This is a genomic window from Micromonospora sp. NPDC049559, assembly GCF_040676675.1.
In the GTDB taxonomy this organism is placed as follows: Bacteria; Actinomycetota; Actinomycetes; order Mycobacteriales; family Micromonosporaceae; genus JBFAPK01.
The window spans coordinates 46,702-67,259 of record NZ_JBFAPK010000029.1 but is presented as its reverse complement, the minus strand read 5'-3'; the positions used below and the strand labels follow the sequence as shown (position 1 = coordinate 67,259).

Annotated in this window: 16 protein-coding genes; 5 read left to right on the top strand and 11 right to left on the bottom strand. The window is 73.7% G+C overall.

Going from position 1 to position 20,558, the window contains the following annotated elements; genetic code table 11:
• The first annotated feature begins 21 nt into the window (after window positions 1-21).
• Together AB0J86_RS26850 and AB0J86_RS26845 are read left to right on the top strand one after the other, a co-directional pair.
• Window positions 22-1,167, top strand: a complete 1,146-nt coding sequence (locus AB0J86_RS26850) for an SAM-dependent methyltransferase (protein ID WP_363860384.1) — start codon at window positions 22-24, stop codon at window positions 1,165-1,167.
• Between the two features lie 211 nt (window positions 1,168-1,378).
• The gene (locus AB0J86_RS26845; protein ID WP_363860383.1) at window positions 1,379-1,807 is read left to right on the top strand and encodes a helix-turn-helix domain-containing protein; all 429 of its coding nucleotides are present in this window, start codon (window positions 1,379-1,381) and stop codon (window positions 1,805-1,807) included.
• Between the two features lie 39 nt (window positions 1,808-1,846).
• Here AB0J86_RS26845 and AB0J86_RS26840 read toward each other — a convergent pair whose 3' ends face one another.
• The gene (locus tag AB0J86_RS26840) at window positions 1,847-2,833 is read right to left on the bottom strand and encodes a hypothetical protein (protein WP_363860382.1); all 987 of its coding nucleotides are present in this window, start codon (window positions 2,831-2,833) and stop codon (window positions 1,847-1,849) included.
• 236 nt (window positions 2,834-3,069) lie between these two features.
• On the opposite strand from AB0J86_RS26840, the gene AB0J86_RS26835 reads away from it, so the two are divergent.
• Window positions 3,070-3,993 carry a C40 family peptidase gene (locus AB0J86_RS26835; RefSeq protein WP_363860381.1) on the top strand — a complete coding sequence of 308 codons (924 nt, stop codon included), beginning with the start codon at window positions 3,070-3,072 and terminating at the stop codon, window positions 3,991-3,993.
• Here the strand turns inward: AB0J86_RS26835 and AB0J86_RS26830 are convergent.
• Window positions 3,972-5,159, bottom strand: coding sequence for an MFS transporter (locus tag AB0J86_RS26830; RefSeq protein WP_363860380.1), 1,188 nt, complete (start codon window positions 5,157-5,159; stop codon window positions 3,972-3,974). The genes AB0J86_RS26835 and AB0J86_RS26830 overlap by 22 nt on opposite strands.
• Before the next feature lie 240 nt (window positions 5,160-5,399).
• On the opposite strand from AB0J86_RS26830, the gene AB0J86_RS26825 reads away from it, so the two are divergent.
• Entirely contained in the window at window positions 5,400-5,747 is a 348-nt protein-coding gene (locus AB0J86_RS26825; protein WP_363860379.1) for a helix-turn-helix domain-containing protein, read from the top strand.
• Window positions 5,748-5,825: 78 nt separating this feature from the next.
• On the opposite strand, the gene AB0J86_RS26820 is transcribed toward AB0J86_RS26825, so the two are convergent.
• Entirely contained in the window at window positions 5,826-8,027 is a 2,202-nt protein-coding gene (locus AB0J86_RS26820; protein WP_363860378.1) for a DEAD/DEAH box helicase, read from the bottom strand.
• Between the two features lie 178 nt (window positions 8,028-8,205).
• Window positions 8,206-8,763, bottom strand: coding sequence for a TetR/AcrR family transcriptional regulator (locus AB0J86_RS26815; RefSeq protein WP_363860377.1), 558 nt, complete (start codon window positions 8,761-8,763; stop codon window positions 8,206-8,208).
• Window positions 8,764-8,859: 96 nt separating this feature from the next.
• On the opposite strand from AB0J86_RS26815, the gene AB0J86_RS26810 reads away from it, so the two are divergent.
• Entirely contained in the window at window positions 8,860-10,284 is a 1,425-nt protein-coding gene (locus AB0J86_RS26810) for a DHA2 family efflux MFS transporter permease subunit (protein ID WP_363860376.1), read from the top strand.
• Between the two features lie 83 nt (window positions 10,285-10,367).
• On the opposite strand, the gene AB0J86_RS26805 is transcribed toward AB0J86_RS26810, so the two are convergent.
• The 7 genes from AB0J86_RS26805 to AB0J86_RS26775 all read right to left on the bottom strand — a co-directional run bounded on the left by AB0J86_RS26805 (window position 10,368) and on the right by AB0J86_RS26775 (window position 20,336).
• The gene (locus tag AB0J86_RS26805; RefSeq protein ID WP_363860375.1) at window positions 10,368-11,504 is read right to left on the bottom strand and encodes a branched-chain amino acid ABC transporter permease; all 1,137 of its coding nucleotides are present in this window, start codon (window positions 11,502-11,504) and stop codon (window positions 10,368-10,370) included.
• Entirely contained in the window at window positions 11,501-12,391 is an 891-nt protein-coding gene (locus AB0J86_RS26800; protein WP_363860374.1) for a branched-chain amino acid ABC transporter permease, read from the bottom strand. The genes AB0J86_RS26805 and AB0J86_RS26800 overlap by 4 nt, the downstream gene beginning before the upstream one ends.
• Entirely contained in the window at window positions 12,391-13,125 is a 735-nt protein-coding gene (locus tag AB0J86_RS26795; protein WP_363860373.1) for an ABC transporter ATP-binding protein, read from the bottom strand. The genes AB0J86_RS26800 and AB0J86_RS26795 overlap by 1 nt, the downstream gene beginning before the upstream one ends.
• A complete protein-coding gene (locus AB0J86_RS26790) occupies window positions 13,122-13,865 on the bottom strand; it encodes an ABC transporter ATP-binding protein (protein ID WP_363860372.1) in 744 nt (247 codons plus the stop codon). The genes AB0J86_RS26795 and AB0J86_RS26790 overlap by 4 nt, the downstream gene beginning before the upstream one ends.
• A gap of 5 nt (window positions 13,866-13,870) precedes the next feature.
• A complete protein-coding gene (locus tag AB0J86_RS26785; RefSeq protein ID WP_363860371.1) occupies window positions 13,871-15,076 on the bottom strand; it encodes a substrate-binding domain-containing protein in 1,206 nt (401 codons plus the stop codon).
• 329 nt (window positions 15,077-15,405) lie between these two features.
• The gene (locus AB0J86_RS26780; RefSeq protein WP_363860370.1) at window positions 15,406-18,927 is read right to left on the bottom strand and encodes a phosphodiester glycosidase family protein; all 3,522 of its coding nucleotides are present in this window, start codon (window positions 18,925-18,927) and stop codon (window positions 15,406-15,408) included.
• 158 nt (window positions 18,928-19,085) lie between these two features.
• Window positions 19,086-20,336 carry an LCP family protein gene (locus AB0J86_RS26775; protein WP_363860369.1) on the bottom strand — a complete coding sequence of 417 codons (1,251 nt, stop codon included), beginning with the start codon at window positions 20,334-20,336 and terminating at the stop codon, window positions 19,086-19,088.
• Window positions 20,337-20,558 lie beyond the last annotated feature (222 nt).

Sequence of the window (20,558 nt, the reverse complement as noted above, 5' to 3'; positions counted from 1 at the left end):
ATGCGGACGGAACGGACGGACGTGCCAGAACAGCTTGAGGCGGCCCTCGCCGAGGTACGCGGGCTGCTGCTCGACCCGGGGCTGACCCGGGCCGTGGCGGCCGGGCGCCGCCGTGGGCAGACGCCGTCGGTGGTCCGGGCCGAGCTGCGCCCGGTACGACTCAAGTCCGGGCCGAAGTTGCAGATCGCGACGTTCGACGGCGCCCGCCCGTACACGCGCAACGTGGCGCCCGGCGACGAGGCGGGCGTGGCGGTGGACCAACTCCTCGCCGAGCCCTTCGGCAACTGGCACGTGGAGACCGCCACCGCGACCGTCCAGGTCCGGGTGACGAAGAAGGGCGACGCCCAGGTGCACCGGGCCGCCACGCAGCGCCCCGCCACGCCGCCGCAGGAGCACGACCGCCGCAAGGACTACCTGCTCGATCCCGCGGACCCGCTCTTCGGCGCGATCGGCGCCAGCGCGGCGAAGCGACGGCAGGTGGACGCGTTCCTGCGCGCGCTGGCCGCTACGTTGCCGGACGACCTGGAGGGTCCGCTCCGGGTCGCCGATCTGGGCTGCGGCAACGCGTACCTCACCTTCGCGGCGTACCGCTACCTGACCGGTCGCGGAATCGACGTGGAGCTGGTGGGGGTCGACGTCCGCGACGACCAGCGGCGACGCAACAGCGCGCTCGCCGCCGAGCTGGGCTGCGCCGACCGGGTACGGTTCGTCGCCGGCACCATCCTCGACGCGACCGTGACACCGGCCCCCGATCTGGTGCTGGCGCTGCACGCCTGCGACACCGCGACCGACGAGGCGCTGGCCCGCGCGGTCGGGTGGAACGCCCGGTGGGTGCTCGCCGCGCCGTGCTGCCACCACGACATCGCCGCACAGTTGCGCGCCCGGCCCGCGCCGGGGCCGTACGACCTCCTGACCCGCCAGGGGATCCTGCGGGAGCGCTTCGCCGACGTGCTGACCGACGCGCTGCGCGCCGCGCTGCTGCGGCTGCACGGCTACCGCGCCGAGGTGGTCGAGTTCGTCGACTCCCGGCACACGCCGCGGAACCTCCTGCTGCGCGCCCGGCGCACCGACGCCGCGCCCACCGAGGAGCAGCGGGCGGAGTACCGGTCGCTGGTGGACCAGTGGCGGGTCAGCCCGCGCCTGGAGACGCTACTCACCCCCCGGTGACCACCGGCGGAGGGCCGGCTCGGACGGGCGGTGCGAACCCCCGCCCGCGCGCCTAGGTAGAGAAGCTCTCCGCGTAGGTATCGCCCTGGTGAGAGCCTGAGTAATCCGACGCGCCGTCGGTTCCGGCGGAACCTTTCCGGATGGCAGATCATTGCCCGTACGCCAGTAGGCTCGGGGAGACCGGCCGTCAGGAAAGGGCTATCCACGGGGCATGGACGCCGAAGAGGGGTCGCCGCAGGCGGCATTCGCGCGCTTCGTACGGCGCGCGATCGACGCCGCCCGCAGCCAGTACGGCTGGACGATCAGCGAGGTCGCCGCCCACACCGGGGTCGGCCGCTCGACGGTCTTCCGCTGGCTGGGCGGCGACTGGCAGGACTATCCGGAGCTGGCGAAGGTGCGCGGCTTCTGCGCCGCGTTGGAGGTACCCGTCGCGGAGGCGTTCCAGGCGCTCGGGCTGCCCTCCACCGCCCGGGAACCCGTACCGCCGCGCCGGCCGGCGCTGCCGGAGACCGGCATGGAGGCGGACATCCGGGTGATCCTGGGGCGCCTCGCCGACCCGGCCGTACCGGCGGCGGAGAAGAAGCTGATCCGCGACCTGCTGCACTACCTCGCCAGCCGCCCTGTCCGCCGCGCCGGCTGACCGGCGGCGCGGGCCGGCGACGCGAGCGGCCGTCCGCGCTCAGGGCACCACCAGGGTGAACTCGGCGGTACGCACCGTCCCCGCGAGCTGGAAGTCGAAGAAGAGCCGGTACCGCCCCGGGCTCGGCGCGGTCAACCAGAACTTGACGCCGCCGTCGGCGAGCTGCGGCTCGGGATGGACGTGCAGGTAGCCCAGGTCGCCCTCGCGCAGCGCCACCAGGTGCCCGTACGCGCCGAGGTACGGCTGGAGGTCGGTGACCGGGACGCCGCCCCGGGACACCCGGAAGAGCAGCGGCTGCACGGCACCGAGCCGCGGCGTTCCCTGGTACTCGACGGTCAGCCCGTCGAGGGTGGCGGTACGGGCGGCCGGCGGCAGGGCGCGCGGCGCGTGGTCGCCGGGCACGACCAGGTCCACGCCGAGCGTGAGCGCGGTCTGCCGGCCGGTGGCGTCCACGGCGGTGAAGTCGGCGTACGCCCGCCAGCTGCCCGGTTCGGGCAGGGTCAACGGCACGCTCCAGGTCCCGTCGAGGCCGAGCGCGGGGTGCAGGTGCTGGTAACCGGAGAGGTCGCGGCGCGCCACGATCAGGTGCATCGGCTTGTCGTGGACGACCGCGTAGCTGGTCACCGTCCGGCCGTCCGCGCCCCGGATCCGGAAGCGGAACTCCTCGGAGCGGCCGGCCGGGAACTGGGTCCTATCGGCGACCAGCGTGTACCCGCCCGCGCTGAGGGTCACCCCGCCCACCTCGGCGCCCGCGCCCCCGGTATCCGGGGCGGCGGAACCATCCGGGCCGGCGCCGTGGTCGTGCGCCGCGGCACCCGACGGGTGGACGTGCCCGGGGATCGCCTCGGCCGCCGCCGGCGCGCCGGGGCCCGGCGCGCCGCCACCCCCGCCGGTGCCGGGGTCGAGCCGGCCGAGCCCGAAGCCGGCGAGCAGGGCGAGCACGGCCCCACCCAGGACGAGCCCGATCCGGAGGGTACCGGCGTCGACCGGCAGCGCCGGCCGGACGGACCCCCGCGTCTGCGACATCGACATCCCGCAACTCCCCACGATCTCCACGGACCCGCCGAACAGTATCCCCGGCCCGTCCCGCCCCCACCGGCACAGCCCCGACAAAAAGGGACAAATCAATGCGTACGGTGAAGGCTCGTCGATGCCTTTCCGCCCCTGACCTCGACGTGGATCGTTGCCTACCCGCGGGCCGGGTCGTTGTACCCGACGTGCCGACAACCACCTTGCCGCGCCGCGCTGCCCTGGCAGCCGGGGTGACCGTGGCCCTCGCACTAGCCCCCGCTCCCGTGATCGCCGACCCGGGCGACGGATCGCTCGACGAGCAGATCGCCGCCGCCGCGGACTCGCTGGAGATCGTCGTGGAGCAGTACAACGACCTGCGGGAGAGACTGCGGGCGAGCCGGGCGCGCGCCGACGAACTCACCGCGCAGATCACACCGCTGGAGCAGCTGATGGCGGTGCACCGCGAACGGCTCGGCACCATCGCGGCCACCGCGTACCGCAGCAACGGCGCCCAGCCGGCGGCGGCGCTCTTCGCCGCCGCGACGGCGGACGACCTCGTGGACCCGCTGCTCATGCTGGAGCGGCTCGGGCGGGAGCAGGAGAAGGTGCTGGCGGACCTCGCCGAGACCCGCCACCGGCTCGGCACCGCCCGGCGGACGGTGCGCGCCCTCGCAACCGAGCAGGCGGTGCAGGAACGCCAGCTCTCGGCCCGGAAACGCAAGATCGAGGGCGATCTGCTCCGCCTCGGCCAGCTGCGGTCGGCCTCGGGCCGGCCCGGCGAGGCCCTGCTGGCGCTCCCGACCGGACCGCCGGACCTGCCGCCGGGGGCCGCCGCCACGGCGGTCCGGTTCGCGTACGCGCAGCTCGGCAAGCCGTACCGGTGGGCGGCCGAGGGCCCGGACGGCTACGACTGCTCGGGGCTGACCCTGGCGGCGTGGGCCGTCGCGGGGGTACGGCTGCCGCACAACGCCGCCCGCCAGTTCGGCGCCGTGCGCCGGATCGGCCGGGCCGACCTGCGCCCGGGTGACCTGGTCTTCTACTACCGGGACATCCACCACGTGGCGATCTACGTGGGCGACGGCCGGATCATCCACGCGCCCAAGCCCGGGGACCGGGTCCGCCTGGACCGGGCCGACTACCAGCCGGTCGCCGGCTACGGCCGCCCCGCCGGCTGACCAGCCACCCCGGTGGCGGCGACACCGGCGGCCGGGCCGTGCCGACGCGCCACGGCGAGCACCCAGAGCATCACCAGGCACAGCACGGCGACGACGCCCGCGAAGCACCGCACGGCGTCCAGCAGCCCGGCCATGGTGGCGAGCAACCCGACACCGATGACGGGCAGCCCGACACCGAGGTAGATGACCACGTAGAAGCTGGACAACACCTCGGCCCGGCGGTCGGCGGAGGTTGCCTGGTTGACCGCGGTGAGACCGCCGAGGAACGCGAGGCCCTGCCCGACCCCGGCGATCGCCGTCGCGACGAGCAGCAGCGGCAGCGAGGACCGGCCGCCCGCGACGGCGAGGACCACCAGTCCGACGGCCAGCAGGGGCAGGCCGAGCAGCTCCAGCGTCCGGGCCGGCCTGCCGTAGCCGACGAGTTGGGCGAGGGCGGAGCAGGTCAGCATCAGCGCCACGGCCGCGCCGCCGAGAAGAAGGTTCCCGCTGCCGGAGAGGGTCGCCACGTAGGCGGGGACGAGGGTGAGGAAGACCCCGATCACGGCGAACGCGAGGAAGCTGGCCGCCCCGCTGGTCGCGAACACCGCGCGCAGGTCACCGGGGATGGTGGGACGGCGAGGGCGCCACCGGGCCCTCGCGCGTGCCGCCGGCAGCGCCAGGACGGCCGCCGCCGCCGGCACCAGCAACACGATCTCCACCACGAACGGCAGGACGTGCGGCGCCGGTCCGTACTGGGCGAGCAGGCCGCCCAAGACGGGCCCGAGGCCGAGGCCGCCGACGGAGGTCACGGTGGAGACCAACGCCGCCCGGCGGCGGTTGCCGGTGGGTTCCAGTTCCGTCAGCGCGGCGGTCAGCGGGCCCGACGCGGCGCCGAGTGCGAGACCCTGCAGGATACGGGCGACGAAGAGCCACACCGTGTTCGCGGCCAGGGCGAAGACCAGCGATCCCAGCACGGCCGCGGCCACGGCCGGCAGCAGCACGCCGCGCCGGCCGATGGCGTCCGACAACGGTCCCGCCAGCAGCAGGGTGGGGATCAGCGCCGCCACGTACGCGGCGAAGATCAGTGTGACGACCAGCGGCGAGAACCCGAATCGCTCCTCGTAGCCCCGATACAGGGGCGTCGGCAGGTTCGTGCCGGTCAACAGGACGAGGAGTGCGTAGGCCATGGCCCAGAAGCGCCAGCGCCCTCCGGCGCCGGGTTGTCCGTCCGTGTTCGGCGAGTTGGGCGCCCGCCCGGCCGGCCGCGAGCGGTGGGTGGGCCGATCGTGCCGCGCGGCCGTACCGCGATCCAGTGGCATGGGTTCCTCCAGACCATCATGTTCGGATTCGCCGAACATAGCAGATGTTCGGGTTCGTCGAACATAGAGATGTTCGGCGGACCTGAACATGGCGGCTACCCTGGAGACATGGCCAGCCGTACCGCGACGGAACTCGTCCACCCCGAACGCACCCAGCTGCGGTTCACCACCGTGCTGGCGGCGCTGAGCGACCCCGTACGGCTCGCCATCGTCGCCCGACTCGCCGAGGCCGAGCCCGACGGCGAACTGGCCTGCACGACCTTCGCGCTGCCGGTGAGCAAGTCCACCCAGAGCGGCCACTTCAGGGCGCTCCGGGAGGCCGGCGTGATCCGCCAGCGGGACGAGGGAACCCGGCGACTGAACCGGCTACGCCGGGAGGAGCTCGACGCCCGATTTCCCGGCCTGCTCGACCTCGCCATCGCGGCGGGGAGTGAGGTGATCGCCGGCTGGCGGTAACGACGAAGGGCCACCCGGCGCCGGCCGGACGCCGAGCAGGGCACGTGGTCGGCCGAATTCGGCCGACCACCGGCCGGCTCAGCCGGCCAGCGCGAGCGCGAGCGGCAGCACCGCCGGCGCGCCGGCCGCGCGCAGCAGCCCGCCCACCATCGTCATGGTCCAGCCGGAGTCGACCATGTCGTCGACGAGCAGCACCGGGCCGGCCAGCCCGGCCAGCGCCTCGGCCAACCCGTCCGGGACCGCGAAGGCACCGTGCAGCGCGCGTACCCGCTGGGCGCTGTTGCCCCGGGCCGCCGGTTCGCCCGGCGCCGCCGTCCGCGCCGGCACCTCGCCGAGCAGCGGCAGCCGCCCGACGGTCGCGATCCGCCCGGCCAGGCTCCGTACCAGCTCGGGGTGGCGGCGCGACCCGACGGCGACCACCCCCACCGGCCGGGCCGGCCAGGGATCGTCCCCGTGCGCCCACGCCTTGAGCACCTCCACCACGGCCCCGGCCACGTCGTCGGGGAGCGCGGTGTCCGGCGCCTCCGGGCCGACCAGACCCCGCAGCCGGCCGCCCCAGCCCAAATCGGAGAGGCGCCCGACGGCCCGGCCGGGCAGCACCTGCTCGTCCGGCGGGATCTTGCCGCGCAGCGGTACCCCGACCGCCTCCAGCCCGGTCGGCCAGAGCTTCTTCGGCGCGATCTCCACTCCGGGCCGGCCGAGGAACGCCTGGGCGGCGGCGAGCGCGGCGGGCGAGACGTCGAGCGGGTAGCGGGGCCCCGCGCAGCGGTCGCAGCGGCCGCAGGGGGCCGCGTCGACGTCGTCCAGGCAGCGCCGCAGGAACTCCATCCGGCAGCCGGGGGTGGTCGCGTACTCGCGCATCGCCTGCTGTTCGGTCGTCCGCGCCTCGGCGACCCGCCGCAGCCGCTCGCCGTCGTACCGCCACGGCTCGCCGGTGGCCACCCAACCGCCCCGGACCCGGCGTACCGCCCCGTCCACGTCGAGCACCTTGAGCATCAGCTCCAGCCGGGCCCGGCGCAGGTCGACGATCGGTTCCAGCGCCGGGGTGGAGAGCGGGCGGTCCTCGCTCAGCGCCGCGAGCACCGCGCGCACCTGCTCCTCGGGCGGGAAGGCCAGCGAGGCGAAGTAGCGCCAGATCGCCTGGTCCTCCCGGCCCGGCAGCAGCAGCACCTCGGCGTGCTCCACGGCCCGGCCCGCGCGCCCGACCTGCTGGTAGTAGGCGATCGGCGACGGCGGTGCGCCCAGGTGCACGACGAAGCCCAGGTCCGGCTTGTCGAATCCCATGCCCAGCGCGGAGGTGGCCACCAACGCCTTGATCTTGTTGTCGAGGAGGTCCTGCTCGGCCGCGCGCCGGTCGGCGTCGTCGGCCTGCCCGGTGTACGAGGCGACGGCGTACCCGCGCGAGCGCAGGAACTCGGCCGTCTCGCCGGCCGCCGCCACCGTGAGCGTGTAGACGATCCCCGAGCCGGGCAGTTCGTCGAGATGGTCGGCCAACCAGCCGAGCCGGTGCGCGGGGCTCGGCAGGTCGAGTACGCCCAGCCGCAGCGACTCCCGGTCGAGCCCGCCGCGCAGCACCAGCGCGTCGCCGAGCCCGCCGTCGTTCAGCTGCTCCGCGACGTCCTGGGTGACCCGGGCGTTCGCGGTCGCGGTGGTGGCCAGCACGGGGGTACCGGCCGGCAGGTTCGCCAGGAAGGTACGCAGCCGGCGGTAGTCGGGCCGGAAGTCGTGCCCCCAGTCGGAGACGCAGTGCGCCTCGTCCACCACGAGCAGCCCGGTGGTGGCCGCCAGCCGGGGGAGCACGTTGTCCCGGAAGTCCGGGTTGTTCAGGCGTTCCGGGCTGATCAGCAGGACGTCGACCGTGCCGGACCGGATCTCGGCGGTGATCTCGTCCCACTCGTCGAGGTTGGCCGAGTTGATGGTCCGGGCCCGGATCCCCGCCCGCGCCGCCGCCTCGACCTGGTTGCGCATCAACGCCAGCAGCGGCGACACGATCACGGTCGGCCCGGCGCCGACGCCCGATCCGGGCGCGCTCGCGGCTGCGGGTCCTGGCGCGCTCCCGGCTCCGGGCCCGGACTCGCCGGCGCGGAGCAGCGCGGTCGCCACGAAGTAGACCGCGGACTTGCCCCACCCGGTGCGCTGTACGCAGAGCACCCGCCGCCGGTCGACGACGAGCGCCTCGATCGCCCGCCACTGGTCGTCGCGCAGCCGCGCGTGCTCGCCGGCCAGGCGGCGCAGCACCGCCTCGGCTCGCTCGCGTACGGCGCCCCGGTCCTCACCCATCCGGCATTTCTACCAGCGCCGTCCGACCAACCCCAGCCTCGGCGCCAAGGTCACGCCGGATCGGGAAGACCGGGGCCTCCGGCACCCCGGAGCACCCCTGCCGTCCCGAACCGGAACCTCCGGCGCACGGCACACCCCGCCTCCCGGCAGTAGCGCGATCCCGACGCGGAGTCGAAGATCAGAGACAAGTGTCGTCCGCCTTGACGGCGGCGGCGAGCTCGGACATCCAGGGCTGCGGGGGCACCGCGTCGGGGCCGAGCACCCGCATCGAGGCCAGCACGGTGAGCAGCATCCCCGTCGACAGGAAGTCCCGGGCCTGCTCGGGGTCCGCGCCGGTCAGCCTCCGCACCTCGGCGTAGATCCGGCCGAAGCACTCCCGGACCCGCTCGCCGATCTCCGGCTCGGAGCTGGCCGCGAAGCCGTGCAGGAGGACCGCGAGCAGTTCCCGCTCGGCGAGCAGCCGCTCGTACGCCGTGCCGAGGCTCTTCAGGTCGGCCCGCTCGGCCGCCGCGTCGCGGAACGCCTGCTCGATCCGGGCGCTCGCGTGGTCGATGGCGGCGATGAAGAGCCGCTGCTTGGAGCCGAAGAGCCGGATCACGTACGGCTGGGAGACCCCGGCGAGCCGGGCCACGTCGTCGGTGCTGGTGCCGGCGTACCCGGTCGTCGCGAACGCCCGCACGGCCGCCCGCACCAGCTGTTCGCCGCGTTCGGCGGCGGTCATCCGGGTCCTTGCCATCGTGCCCTCCTCGGTTCGGCGGTTGACATGTTATCAGTCGATAACTACTTTGGCTTCAGCACAAGTTATCAGTGGATAACAACAAGGAGCCCTCCCATGACCAGCGCCGTCCTGGAAACCGCCGCGCCGCCCGATCCCGGCCCGTCCCGGCCGGCCGCGGCCCGTCCGCTGGCCGCCGTGCTCGCCGCGGTCGGCGTACCGATGTTCATGGTCACCCTCGACAACCTGGTGGTGACCACGGCGCTGCCGGTGATCAAGACCGAACTCGGCGCCTCCCTGACCGACCTCCAGTGGTTCGTCAACGCCTACACGCTGCCCTTCGCCGCGCTGCTGCTCACCGCCGCGGCGCTCGGCGACCGGATCGGCCGGCGGCGCCTGTTCCTCGCCGGCATCGCGCTCTTCACCCTCGCCTCCGCCGCCTGCGCGCTCGCCACCGAACCCTGGATGCTCACCGCCGCCCGTGGGGTGCAGGGCGCGGCCGGAGCCGCGGTGATGCCGCTGTCACTGACCCTGCTCGCCGCCGCGGTCCCCGACCGGCTGCGCAACGCCGCGGTCGGGATCTGGGGCGGGATCAGCGGCCTCGGTGTCGCGGTCGGCCCGGTCGTGGGCGGCGCCGTCACCAACGGACTGCACTGGAGCTGGATCTTCTGGCTGAACGTCCCCGTCGGGGTGGTCGCGCTGGTGCTCGTCGCCACGGTGCTGCGGGAGTCCCGGGGGACGGCTCCCCGGCTCGACCCGGTCGGCCTGGTCCTCTCCGCCACCGGCATGCTGGCGCTGATCTGGGGCATCGTGCACGGCCAGGACCACGGCTGGACCTCCGGCCGGGTGCTGGGCGCGATCACCGCGGGAGTCGTGCTGCTCGGCGCCTTCGTGCTCTGGGAGCGGCGCGCCCCCGCCCCGATGCTGCCGTTGCGGCTCTTCCGCTCCCGCGCGTTCAGCCTCGTCAACGCCGTGTCGTTCGCCTTCTCGCTCGGCGTCTTCGGCTCGGTCTTCCTGCTCGCCCAGTACTTCCAGGTGGCGCAGGGCTACGACCCGCTCGGCGCGGGCGTACGGACGATGCCCTGGACGATGGCGCCCATGGTGGTCGCCCCGACCGCCGGGCTGCTGGTCGGCCGGGTCGGCGCCCGGTCGCTGGTCGTCACCGGGCAGGTGCTGCTCGCCGCCGCCCTCGGCTGGCTCGCCCTGGTCAGCACCGCCGACGCCGACTACGCCACGATGGTCGTCCCGCTCGCGCTGGCCGGCATCGGCATGGGGCTCACGTTCGCGCCGCTGAGCACCGTCACGCTCAGTAGCGTGCCGGCCGAGTCCCGGGGCGTCGCCTCCGGCACCAGCAACACGATCCGCGAACTCGGCGTGGCGGTGGGGGTCGCCGTGCTCGCCTCGGTCTTCGCGAGCCGGGGCGACTACACCAGCGGCGACTCCTTCGTGGCCGGGCTGGAGCCGGCGGTGCTGGTCGGCGCGGCCGTCGTCGCCGTCGGCGCGCTGCTCGCCCTCGGGCTGCCGGGCCGGCATCGGGGCTGACGGGCGCCGCCGCGACCTTGCGGGCGCCGCCGCGAACGGCACAAATACCGAGAATGAGTGGCTATCCGGTGCGGGACAGCCACTCATTCTCGGTATTTGTCGCGACGGGCGGACGCACCGAGCTGGCGCAGCGGGCCGAGCCGGGCGGCGAGGCCGGCCAAACCGCCCGGGAAGAAGTAGACCGCCAGGATGAAGACCGTGCCGAGCACGAAGAGCGGCTGGGAGAGCGGCCCGCTGAGCACCCCGGGAAGCGCGTCCACCGCCGACGAGGAGCCGAACGCGGTCAGCCGGTGGTCGAGGTAGGTGTAGAGGACCCCGCCGAGGACCGGGCCCCAGCGCGTACCCGGGCCGCCCAGCACCACCATGACCAGCAGCGACAGCGTCAGGTCGGAGGAGGTGACGTGCGGCGAGGCGCCGCCCACGATGAGGCAGTAGACCACCCCGCCGGTGGCGGCGAGGGTACCGGCCAGGACGAAGGCGACCAGCTTGAACCGGTACGGGTCCAGCCCGAGCACCCCGATCCGCCGCTCGTCGTCGCGCAGCCCGGCCAGTACGCGGCCGGTCGGCGAGTTCGCCACCCGGTGCACCACGAGGACGACCAGCACCAGGAAGGCGAGGGCCAGCCAGTAGAGGTTCACCGTGTTCGCGACGCCGACCAGCGCGGCCGGCAGGCCGGAGACGTCCAGCGGCAGCCCCTCCTCGCCCCCGGTCAGGCCGCCGAAGTCGCGGGCCACCAGGATCGCGCCGACCTGGGCGAAGGCGAGCGTCACCATCGCGAAGGCGATGCCGGCGGTACGCAGCGCCACCGCTCCCAGCAGCCCGGCCAGGATCGCCCCGCCGGCGATCGCCAACAGCGCCGCCTGCCACAGCGGCAGCCCGACCTTGGTGATCAGGATGTCGGTGCCGTAGACGCCGGCGGCGAAGTAGAGGGCGTGCCCGAAGGAGAGCATGCCGGTCCGGCCGAAGAGCAGGTCGTAGCTGGCCGCGAGCCCGCCGAAGACCAGGCAGATCGCGAGCAGTTGCAGGGTGCCGGGCTGGTTGAGCGCCCCGTCGAAGACGCCGGGGATGCTCAGGCTCGAATAGGGCAGGGCGGCGAACACCACCAGGGCGACCAGCGGCAGGAACGGGCGTACGGCCGCCCACCGGCTCCGGGGCGCCACCGCCGGTACCGGCTCCGCCGCCGTCGCGGACGAGGCGGCCGGCGTCTCTACCTGGCTCATGCGGTGGCCGCCTTTCCGGCGATCCCCTGCGGGCGGAGCAGCAGCACGATCGCGAGCAGCGCGACCACGCAGATGTCCCCGGCGCCCGAGGTCCCGTAGTAGTTCACGAACTGCTGGAGCAGGCCGACGGCGACGGCCGCGTACGCCGAGCCGACGACCGAGCCCATCCCGCCGATCACCACCACGATGAAGGCGAAGATGAGCAGCGACCCGCCCTGGCCGGGCGAGACGGAACCGAAGTAAACCCCGCCGAGCGCCCCGGCCAGCGCCGCGGCGGCCCCGCCGATCGCGAAGACCAGCGTGAACGCCTTCCGTACGTCGATGCCGAGCGCGGTCACCATCTCGCGGTTCTCCACCCCGGCCCGGATCACCAGCCCGTACCGGGTGTAGCGGAGGAAGCCGAGCAGGGCGGCGAGCACCACGACCGCGGCGACGACCAGCAGCAGGCCCGAGTTCGGTACCTTCGCGCCGAGCACCGAGGTGACCTGGGTGGTCCACCTCGGGCGCGGGAACGGCCGGGCGTCGGCACCCCAGGTGGCCTGCAACAGCGCCACGCCGGCCAGCGAGAGCCCGACCGTCACGAGAACCTGCTCGATGGTGCGCGAGTAGAGCGGCCTGATCATGACCAGCTCGACCAGCATCCCGACCACCGCGCCGGCGGCCACGCCGAAGGCGACCGCCACGACGAAGCCGAACCCGCCGGGGCCGGCGCCGGGCAGGTGCCCCGCCGCCCACCAGGTGGCGTACGCACCGACGGAGAGGAAGAGCCCGTGGGCGAAGTTCAGCACGTCGGCGAGGCCGAAGACCAGGGACAGTCCGGAGGCGACCAGGAAGTAGAGCGCGGCCAGCCCGAGCCCGGTCAGCGTCAACAACACGATCGTGCCCACTACGCGGCCACCTCTCCGCTCGCCACTCCGACGCCCAGCAGCGACCTGGTCAGTGCGGTCGAGCGCAGCAGCTCCCCCGCGTCGCCGGACCAGGCGACCCGGCCGGCCGCCAGCACCACCGCCGCGCGGGCCAGCCGGCGCACCACGGCGAGGTTCTGCTCCACCAGCAGCACCGGTACCGTCGCCGCGACCCGTTCCAGCACCTCGGCGACCTCGGTGACCACCTTCGGCGCCAGCCCCTTGGTCGGCTCGTCGACCAGCAGCAGCCTGTTGTCGCCGAGCAGCACCCGCCCGATGGCGAGCATCTGCTGCTGCCCGCCGGAGAGCGAGCCGGCCCGCTGGCGGCCGCGCCGGTCCAGCTCCGGGAAGAGTTCGTAGACCCGGTCGTACGCCGGGGTGGTGCCGCGCCGCTCGGCCAGCCGCAGGTTCTCCGCGACCGTGAGCCCGGCGAAGACGCAGCGGTCCTCCGGTACGTAGCCGAGGCCGCCGCGCACGAGCCGGTGGGTGGGCTGGGCCAGCAGGTCCTCGCCTCCCATCCGGACGGTGCCGCGTACCTCGCCGTTGCGCGGGGTCAGCCCGACCACGGCCCGCAGCGTGGTGGTCTTGCCGACGCCGTTGCGCCCGAGCAGCACGGTCACGCCGGTCGGCGCGACCTCGAACGAGACGCCCTGCAGGATGTGCAGCCCGGCGATGCGTACCGACAGGTCGGCGACGGTGAGGACCGGCTCGGTCACAGCTCCTCCCCCAGGTACGCCTCCTGCACCGTGGGGTTGGCCATCACCGTCTCCGGGGTGTCGCAGGCGAGCAGCGCGCCGTGGTGCATCACCGCGATCCGGTCGGCCAGCTCCAGGATGACGTCCATGTGGTGCTCCACCATCAGTACGGCCCGTTCACTGTCGACGGTCAACGACTTGATCACGGAGACCAGCTCCGGCACGTCCTCGGCGCTCACCCCGGCCATCGGCTCGTCCAGCAGCATCACCCGCGGTTCCCCGGCGAGCAGCAGGGCGATCTCCAGCTTCCGCTTCTCGCCGTGCGCCAGGGTGCCGGCCAGCGCCTCGGCGCGGTGGTCGAGGCCGACCCGCGCCAGGGCCCGGTCGGCGGCGGCGACCACGTCCCGGTCGGCCGCCGCCCGCCGCCACAGCCGCATCGACCCGCCCCGCCGGGCCTGCACGGCGAGCCGGACGTTTTCCCGTACGGAGAGCGAGCCGAAGACCGAGGAGGACTGGAAGGTACGCCCGAGTCCGAGCCGGGCCCGGCGGTACGGCGGAAGCTGCCCGATCTCCCGCCCGTCGAGCAGTACCGTGCCGCCGGTGGCCCGGCGCAGCCCGGAGATCAGGTTGAACAGCGAGGTCTTTCCCGCCCCGTTCGGCCCGATGACGCCGAGGAACTCCCCCGGTGCCAGCTCCAGGTCGACGCCGTCGACGATGGCGACCTCGCCGATCCGCCAGGTCAGACCACGGGTGGCCAGCACCTTGCTCAGCCCTTCATCGCCACGGCGGGCGGGGCGGTCTCGTCGGCGGTCAGCGCCTTCTGGAGTTCGGCCTTGACGGCGTCGCCGCCGCCGGTCAGCTTGGCCTGGAACATCGGCTGGAGCAGCGCGTGGTCCTCGGCGCGTACCGTCTCCTTGCCCTTGACGCCGTCGAAGCTCCAGCCCTCCAGCGCGGTCACCATCTTGTCGACGTCGTCGCCGCCCTGCTCGACCGCCCGCACGATCATCTGCGCGGCGGTGAAGCCGTCGGGGTGGAACAGGTCGAGCACCCCGCCGGGCACCGCGGCCTTGGCGGCCTTCGCGGCGTCGTTGTCGGCGGCGCCGTCGAAGAAGTGCGAGAGGAACGAGACCTTGCTACCGGCCGCGCCGAAGGTGGGCCAGGAGGCGCGGATGTCCAGCCCGGTGACGACCGTGGTGGAGGTCAGTACGCCCTGCTGGTCCAGCGTCTGCCACATGGCCGGGGCGGTGGTGCCGGCCCAGGCGACGAAGAGCAGGTCGGGCTTGGCCGCGGTGAGCTGGCTGGCGAACGGGGTGAAGTCGGTGGCGCTGGCGGGGGCGAGCACGCTGGTCACGGTGGCGCCGGCGCCGCCGATCACCGCCTTGACGGCGTCGACGTTGCTCTTGCCGAACGCGCTGTCCTGGCCGAAGACGACGACCTTCTTGCCGGCGGCGTCGCCGATGAACGACTTCGCGGTGAGCACGTCCTGGTACGACTGCCGGCCCGAGCGGAAGGTGTACCTGTTGGCGCCGGTGACGGCGTCGGTGGCGGCCGGCCCGGAGATGAAGAGCACCTTGTTCTGGGCGGCGATCGGCGCCACCTGGAGCGCCACGCCGGAGGCGGTCGACCCGGCGAGGATCTGGTAGCCCTTGCCGATCAGGTCCTTCGCCGCCGAGACCGCCTTGGCCGGATCGCCCGCGTCGTCCATCTCGGTGACCTCGACCGTACGCTTGCCCACCTTGTTGGTGCCCTTGGTCGCGTACGACAGTCCGGCCTTGAAGCCCTCGATGTACTGCTTGCCGTAGCTGGCCAGCGCTCCCGACTGGGAGTAGACCAGACCGACCTTGACCGGGGCGCTGTCGTCGCCCCCGCCGGTGGCGGCCTCCTGTGGGCTGCCACAGGCGGTGGCGACCAGCGCCGTGGCCATCATGCTGGCGGCGGCGACGAACGCCCGCCGGGTCATCCGGACCGTCATCATCACTCCACGTCGCAGGTGGTGGGAAAACTCGGTGGTGGGGAACTGGGTGCCGCGAACGTTCGCTGCCGCGAGAACTCGTTGTCGGCCCACGCTAGGAGTGACGTCACGCACGGGCTATGTGGCCGAAAGCCACAAGTAACGGCGGTCGGATGTAAGGAGAAACCGGGGCGGCCGGGTGGTCCGCCCGCCAGGGGCCGGCTGCCGGGGCGGACGTGTGTTGCCGGTACCCACCGAACCGGACCGGCCCCGCCGAGCGGAGGCTCGACGGGGCCGGTCGACGTGCGCGGGCCGCTGGCGCTGGAGATGGCGCCACAGGTCAGGCCGGTTCAGCCCACCCGGACCGTGCCGGTGGCCCGCAACGCGCCGGCCTGGACCGTGAGCGTGCCGGTGCCCGGGCGGATGCCCGTCAGCCGGCCGGTACGCAGGTCGAGCACCGCCACGACCCGGCGCTGCCGGCGCGCCTCGGCGAGGGCCCGGTCGTCCTCGACCACGGCGAGGGTCCGGTCACCGCTCCAGGTCACCGACATCGGGTAGCGCATCGGGACGATCCGGTTGTTCTGCCCGGCGTCGATCGCGTCGGCGTACACCGGCTCGCTCCCGCCGACCGTCAGCGTCGCCGGGGCGTGCAGCTCGACCCGGGTGAGCACCGGGCGCACGTCCGCCTGGAACCAGCCGAGCCCCGCCGGGTCCGGCCGGTCCGGGTCCACCCGCGCCCGGTCCGGGTCGAGCGTGACCAGGGACCAGGCCGCGAAGCCGCCGTGCCCGGCGTCGCCGTACGGGACCTTGCCGACGACCGGGGCGTTGAACTCCAGCACCCCGTCGGCGCGGCGTACGTGTGCCGTGTGGGCGTGCCCGGTCACGAGCGCGACCTGCTTGCCCGAGCTGGCCCGGAACCCGGCCAGCCACTGCTCCAGCAGCTGCGCCTCGTACGGGTCGGAGAGCTGCGACGAGCCCGTGCCGGTCGGGTCGAGCACCGGGTGGTGCGTGGCCACGACCACCGACGAGACCGAGCGGTCCGTCGCGGCCCGGTCGAGCTGCTCCCGCAGCCACGGCACCTGGGACCAGTCGGAGCGTCGAAGCGACCCGAGGGTGCTGTTGAGCAGGATGAACCGGGTGCCGTTGCGGTCGAAGACCTGGCGGGTCGGGCGCCCGGTGGAAGCGACGAACTGATCCAGCGTGCCGGTCGCGGTCGCGCCCGACTCGTGGTTGCCGACCGCCCAGTAGAACGGGATGTCGGCGGGCAGGCGGGTGGCGAGCAACTGCTGGAAGAGCGCGAAGTCCGCCGGCCGGTTGGTGTCCACGCCGTCGCCGGAGAGCAGCACGAAATCGGGCCGAGCCGCCGCGATCTCGTCGAGCGCCCGGGCCGTCTGCGTGTAGCCGTACGAGGTGGTGCCGCCGTCGGCGTTGACGTGCGTGTCGGAGAGGACGGCGAACTTCCAGGCCCGGCGCCCGGCCGGCGCCGTGCCGCCGGTCTGCTCCAACACGGCCGGGTCGGGCTGGTCCGGCTCGTCGGGCACGGTCAGCGCGACGCCGACCCGCGCGTCGAGCAGGGCGAGGTCGATCTGACCGGCGTCGCGCCGGTTGCCGTCGGTCTCCACCAGGTAGATCCGGCTCAGCGTGATCGGCGCGCTGAACCCGCTCGGGATCAGCCCCTCGACCCGCTTCCAGCCGGTCCAGTCGACCTCCGTGGCGAAGGTGAACGGCACGTTGGTCGAGCCCTGGGCGGCCATCATGGCGCGCAGCCAGTGCCGGTGCCCGTCGCCCTTGACCCAGAGGGCCAGCCGCTGCGCCCCCGCCGGCAGCACCAGCGGGGTCTTCGCCACGGCGTACGCGGCCGAGGTGCCGGCGGGCTGGTTGGTGAAGTCGTAGCCGAGCCGGAGCCCCCGCTCCCCGGCTGGCGCGCCCGGCCGGTCGCTGGTGTCGACGCCGGCGACGCTCGCCGTCGCCTTCACCGCCAGCGCGGACCACTTCGTGGCGTCGGACAGCGACTCCAGCGGCTGGTCGGCCAGGCCGACGGTGACCGGGATCCGCAGCACGTGCCCCTGCACGGTGGCGGTCAGCACGCTGCCCTTGCCGTCGCCCTCGGGCCGCCCGGCGATGCGTACGGTTCCGTCCGGCCGGGCGCTGACCTCCAGCACCGAGCCGTCGTAGTCGAGCCGGACGTCGCGCGGCTCGATCGGCGCGCGGAAGCCCTCGGCGTCGACGCCGGTCACGGTCACGTCGCGGTGGTCGCCCGCCGAGAGCGCGAGCGCGGTGACGTCGGCCTCCAGCCGGTCGAGCGGGCCGAGCACGCGCAGCGGGACCCGCTGCCGGATCCCGCCGGCGACGGCGACGAGGGAACCGCTGCCGCTGTGCGAGCCGCGCAGGATGTGCTGGGCGTCGGGCTTGACCAGGCTGCCCGGTACCGACTGCCAGCGCACCTTCGACAGCTTCGCGGGGCCGTACGTCTCGTCGTACCCGGCCGCCGAGACATCCCGGGACAGGCCCGGGAAGACGCGGTCCGAGCGCAGCCGCACGTCGATGCCGCGCAGCTTGCCGGATCCCTTCGGCGGCACGAGCCCCACCCCGTTCGGCACCGGACGCTGCCCACCGTCCGACGGCACGTTGGTGACGCCGACCGCGGCGTCGCCCGGTTGCCGGGTCACCAGCTGCGTCGACCCGCCGCCGTCGAGCATCACGGCGTCGCGCGCGCCGGCGGCCTTCATCCGGTTCGCGAGTTCCAGCACGGTCAGGCCGCGCGAACGGCTGGAGCTGCCGTCCACCACGTAGAGCAGCAGCTTGCGGTCCGCGGTCCAGCCGATCGCGGTACGCGGCTTGAGCGCCACGTTGTTGGCGTCGCCCGGGTCGATCGGCGGTACCACGCCGTCGCGGACGAGGACCTCGTGCGCGCCGAGCGCCAGCGAGTACGGGCTGGGCGCGTCGGTGCGGGCGTGGTAGTCGACCGTCACCGGCGTACCGGGCGCCACGGTGGCGAGTTCGTCGGCGAGGGTGCCGTTGGCGAGGATCACGTACCCGTCGGCCGGTACCGGGGTGGCGGTCTTCGCGCGCCGGACCTCGCTGACCCTGCCCCGGGTCACGACGATCTCGGCCACGGACCCGCTGGTGCCGACGTAGCCGCGGTCACCCGGCCCCCACTTCGGGGTGTAGAGGACCGCCGAGTTGGCGGGGGCGTCGTTGCTGTTGAGCCCGCCGAGGTCGAAGCGGTGCCCGCCGACGGTCGCGCTCCCCTCCAGGAACAGCTTGGCGATCTGGCCCATGCCGGCCGCGTCGAGGCCGACGGTGTCGCTGCCCGACCGGTCGGCCTTGAGCAGCTCGCCGTCCTGGACGGCGCCACCGATCGGGGCGTTGGTCTCGTTGATGGCGAAGAAGTCGCCGTTGGTGGCGGCGACGGCGTGCGCGGCGTCCGCCAGCTCGGTGGGGCGGGTCGGACCGCTGACGCTGTCGGCGAGCAGCTTCGGCCTGGTCGGCCCGTCGAGGTCCGCGGTGAGCAGGAAGCTGTCGACGAAGCCGAGGCTGTCGTAGCTGCGGTCCCGGGTCAGCGAGACCCGAGGGGCGATCTCCTCGGTGCTGTGGCCGACCTGGACCGTGGTGGCGTCGGCCGTGGGGGCCGCGGCGGTGACGAGTGCGCCGTCGTCGGCGGCGGCGGGCTGGATCGGTCCGCTCGGCGGGCGGACGCCCTCGTCGTGGCCGTGGTCATGGCCGCCCGGTGCGGAGGCGGCGGCGATTTGGGTCGGGGCGGTGCCGGCAACGGCGGCCGGGGACGTACCCAGTGGCGCGGCGACCACGGCGAGCACGCCGATGAGCCCGAGCGATCTGGATAAGCGCCGGTATGCGGGATAGCGGGACATGACGCGCAGGTTAAGCCCGGACGGGGGCGGTCAGGCGAATTGGCGGCGAACGCGATCTTTCGTGTCGCCCGGGTCACCGGCGGCGGGCGGGGCGGACGAGGCGGACCCCGATCCGTCCCCGCCGACGGTCGGCTCGTGGCGACCCGGCCCGGATCGGCTCAGCTCGTGGCGACCCAGCCCGGATTGGCCTGGACGAAGGCGTCGACCCGGTCGTCGCGGGCGTCGTTGAGCAGGCGCATGCTGGTGGCGTCGAGGATCTCCACGCTGCCAATGCCCGGTACGGAACGGCTGTTGAAGTGCCCGTTGTTGACCTTGATCGTCGCCATCTTGGCCGGGTCCAGGTTGCGCATCGCGAAGGCCCAGTCCTCCAGCGGGATGCCTCCGCTGTCGACCGTCATCGTCTTGCCCACGGCCGAGAGCAGGCTCGGCAGCTTCGTCGGCGAGTCGAACCCGTTGTCGAGGACGCTCTTGAGCACCGCCTTGACGAACTGCTGCTGGTGGCGCTGTCGGCCGTAGTCGAAGTCCTTGTTCGCGAGCAGGTCACGCTGGCGTACGAAGTCCAGCGCCTCGGTCGGGGTGAAGCAGTGGTTCCCCTTCTTGTAGATGTTCGGGGTCACCCCGCTGATCTTGTGGTTGAGGGTGCCGTCGGGATTGATCTTGTACGGGGCCGCGAACGCGCCCGTCCTGTCGTGCCCGATGTGGATGGACGTGGTGTCCTCGTCGACGTACATGCAGACCTTGCCGAGCACGTCGACCACCTTCTTGAAGCCCTGGAAATCGATGATCGCGCCCGCGTCGGGGGTGATCCCGGTCAGCTTCTTGATGGTCAGCGACAGCAGCTCGAAGCCGTGCGACAGGGCGGACGCACCGGTCAGGCCCCGACTCCCGTACGCGAACGCCGCGTTGATCTTGTTGGTACCTCCCGGGTACGGCACCGCCCCGTTGTTGTACTTCGGGATGGTCACGTAGCTGTCCCGGGGCAGGGAGATCAGGTACGCCTGGTCGTGGCTCGCCGAGACGTGCAGCAGAATGATCGAATCCGACCGGGTGAGCTTGCTCGGGTCCTGCCCCGGGCGGGTGTCCAGCCCCACCAGCAGGATGTTCTTCGCACCCTTGATGGTCACGTGCTGGCGCTCCGCGTTGGCCGCACCCAGCAGGTTCTGCTGGGTCACGCTCCCGGTCGCGCTGGCCAGGAACGCCTTCGCCCCGACCAGGCTGCCGCCGCTGAGCACCAGCAGCAGCGCCCCGAAGAGCAGGCACCAGCGCGCCCACCCCGGCGTCCGGCCGGTCTTGCGGCCCTTCACGCCGGCCCGCCGGCCGCCCGTGCCAGCCGAGCGCCCGCCACCACGCTTCGCCGAGGAGCCGGCTCCGGAGCGTCGCGGAACGGGCGGCGCCTCGTACCGCACCATCAGCTTGTCCTTTCCAGACGGCGATCCCGCCGACCGACGACGGGTGGCGCCGGCCTGGGTCCACCTCTTCCTGACGGGCGCCGCGCCGCCAAACATTGCATACCCGGGAGCTGAGAAATCGCTGGGAGTGCGCCGCCGGGACCGACGCGGTGGGGCATCGTCCCCTCGGAGACCCGCCGAGGCCGCGCGACCACCGCACGACCACGGCGCGGCCCGCCGGTT

Excerpts from the sequence above, each read along its gene's own strand:
- AB0J86_RS26845 (WP_363860383.1), top strand. The coding sequence starts at position 1,379 with ATGGACGCCGAAGAGGGGTCGCCGCAGGCGGCATTCGCGCGCTTCGTA.
- AB0J86_RS26840 (WP_363860382.1), bottom strand. The coding sequence starts at position 2,833 with ATGTCGCAGACGCGGGGGTCCGTCCGGCCGGCGCTGCCGGTCGACGCC.
- AB0J86_RS26830 (WP_363860380.1), bottom strand. The coding sequence starts at position 5,159 with ATGGCCTACGCACTCCTCGTCCTGTTGACCGGCACGAACCTGCCGACG.
- AB0J86_RS26825 (WP_363860379.1), top strand. The coding sequence starts at position 5,400 with ATGGCCAGCCGTACCGCGACGGAACTCGTCCACCCCGAACGCACCCAG.
- AB0J86_RS26820 (WP_363860378.1), bottom strand. The coding sequence starts at position 8,027 with ATGGGTGAGGACCGGGGCGCCGTACGCGAGCGAGCCGAGGCGGTGCTG.
- AB0J86_RS26815 (WP_363860377.1), bottom strand. The coding sequence starts at position 8,763 with ATGGCAAGGACCCGGATGACCGCCGCCGAACGCGGCGAACAGCTGGTG.
- AB0J86_RS26810 (WP_363860376.1), top strand. The coding sequence starts at position 8,860 with ATGACCAGCGCCGTCCTGGAAACCGCCGCGCCGCCCGATCCCGGCCCG.
- AB0J86_RS26805 (WP_363860375.1), bottom strand. The coding sequence starts at position 11,504 with ATGAGCCAGGTAGAGACGCCGGCCGCCTCGTCCGCGACGGCGGCGGAG.
- AB0J86_RS26785 (WP_363860371.1), bottom strand. The coding sequence starts at position 15,076 with ATGACGGTCCGGATGACCCGGCGGGCGTTCGTCGCCGCCGCCAGCATG.
- AB0J86_RS26780 (WP_363860370.1), bottom strand. The coding sequence starts at position 18,927 with ATGTCCCGCTATCCCGCATACCGGCGCTTATCCAGATCGCTCGGGCTC.
- AB0J86_RS26775 (WP_363860369.1), bottom strand. The coding sequence starts at position 20,336 with ATGGTGCGGTACGAGGCGCCGCCCGTTCCGCGACGCTCCGGAGCCGGC.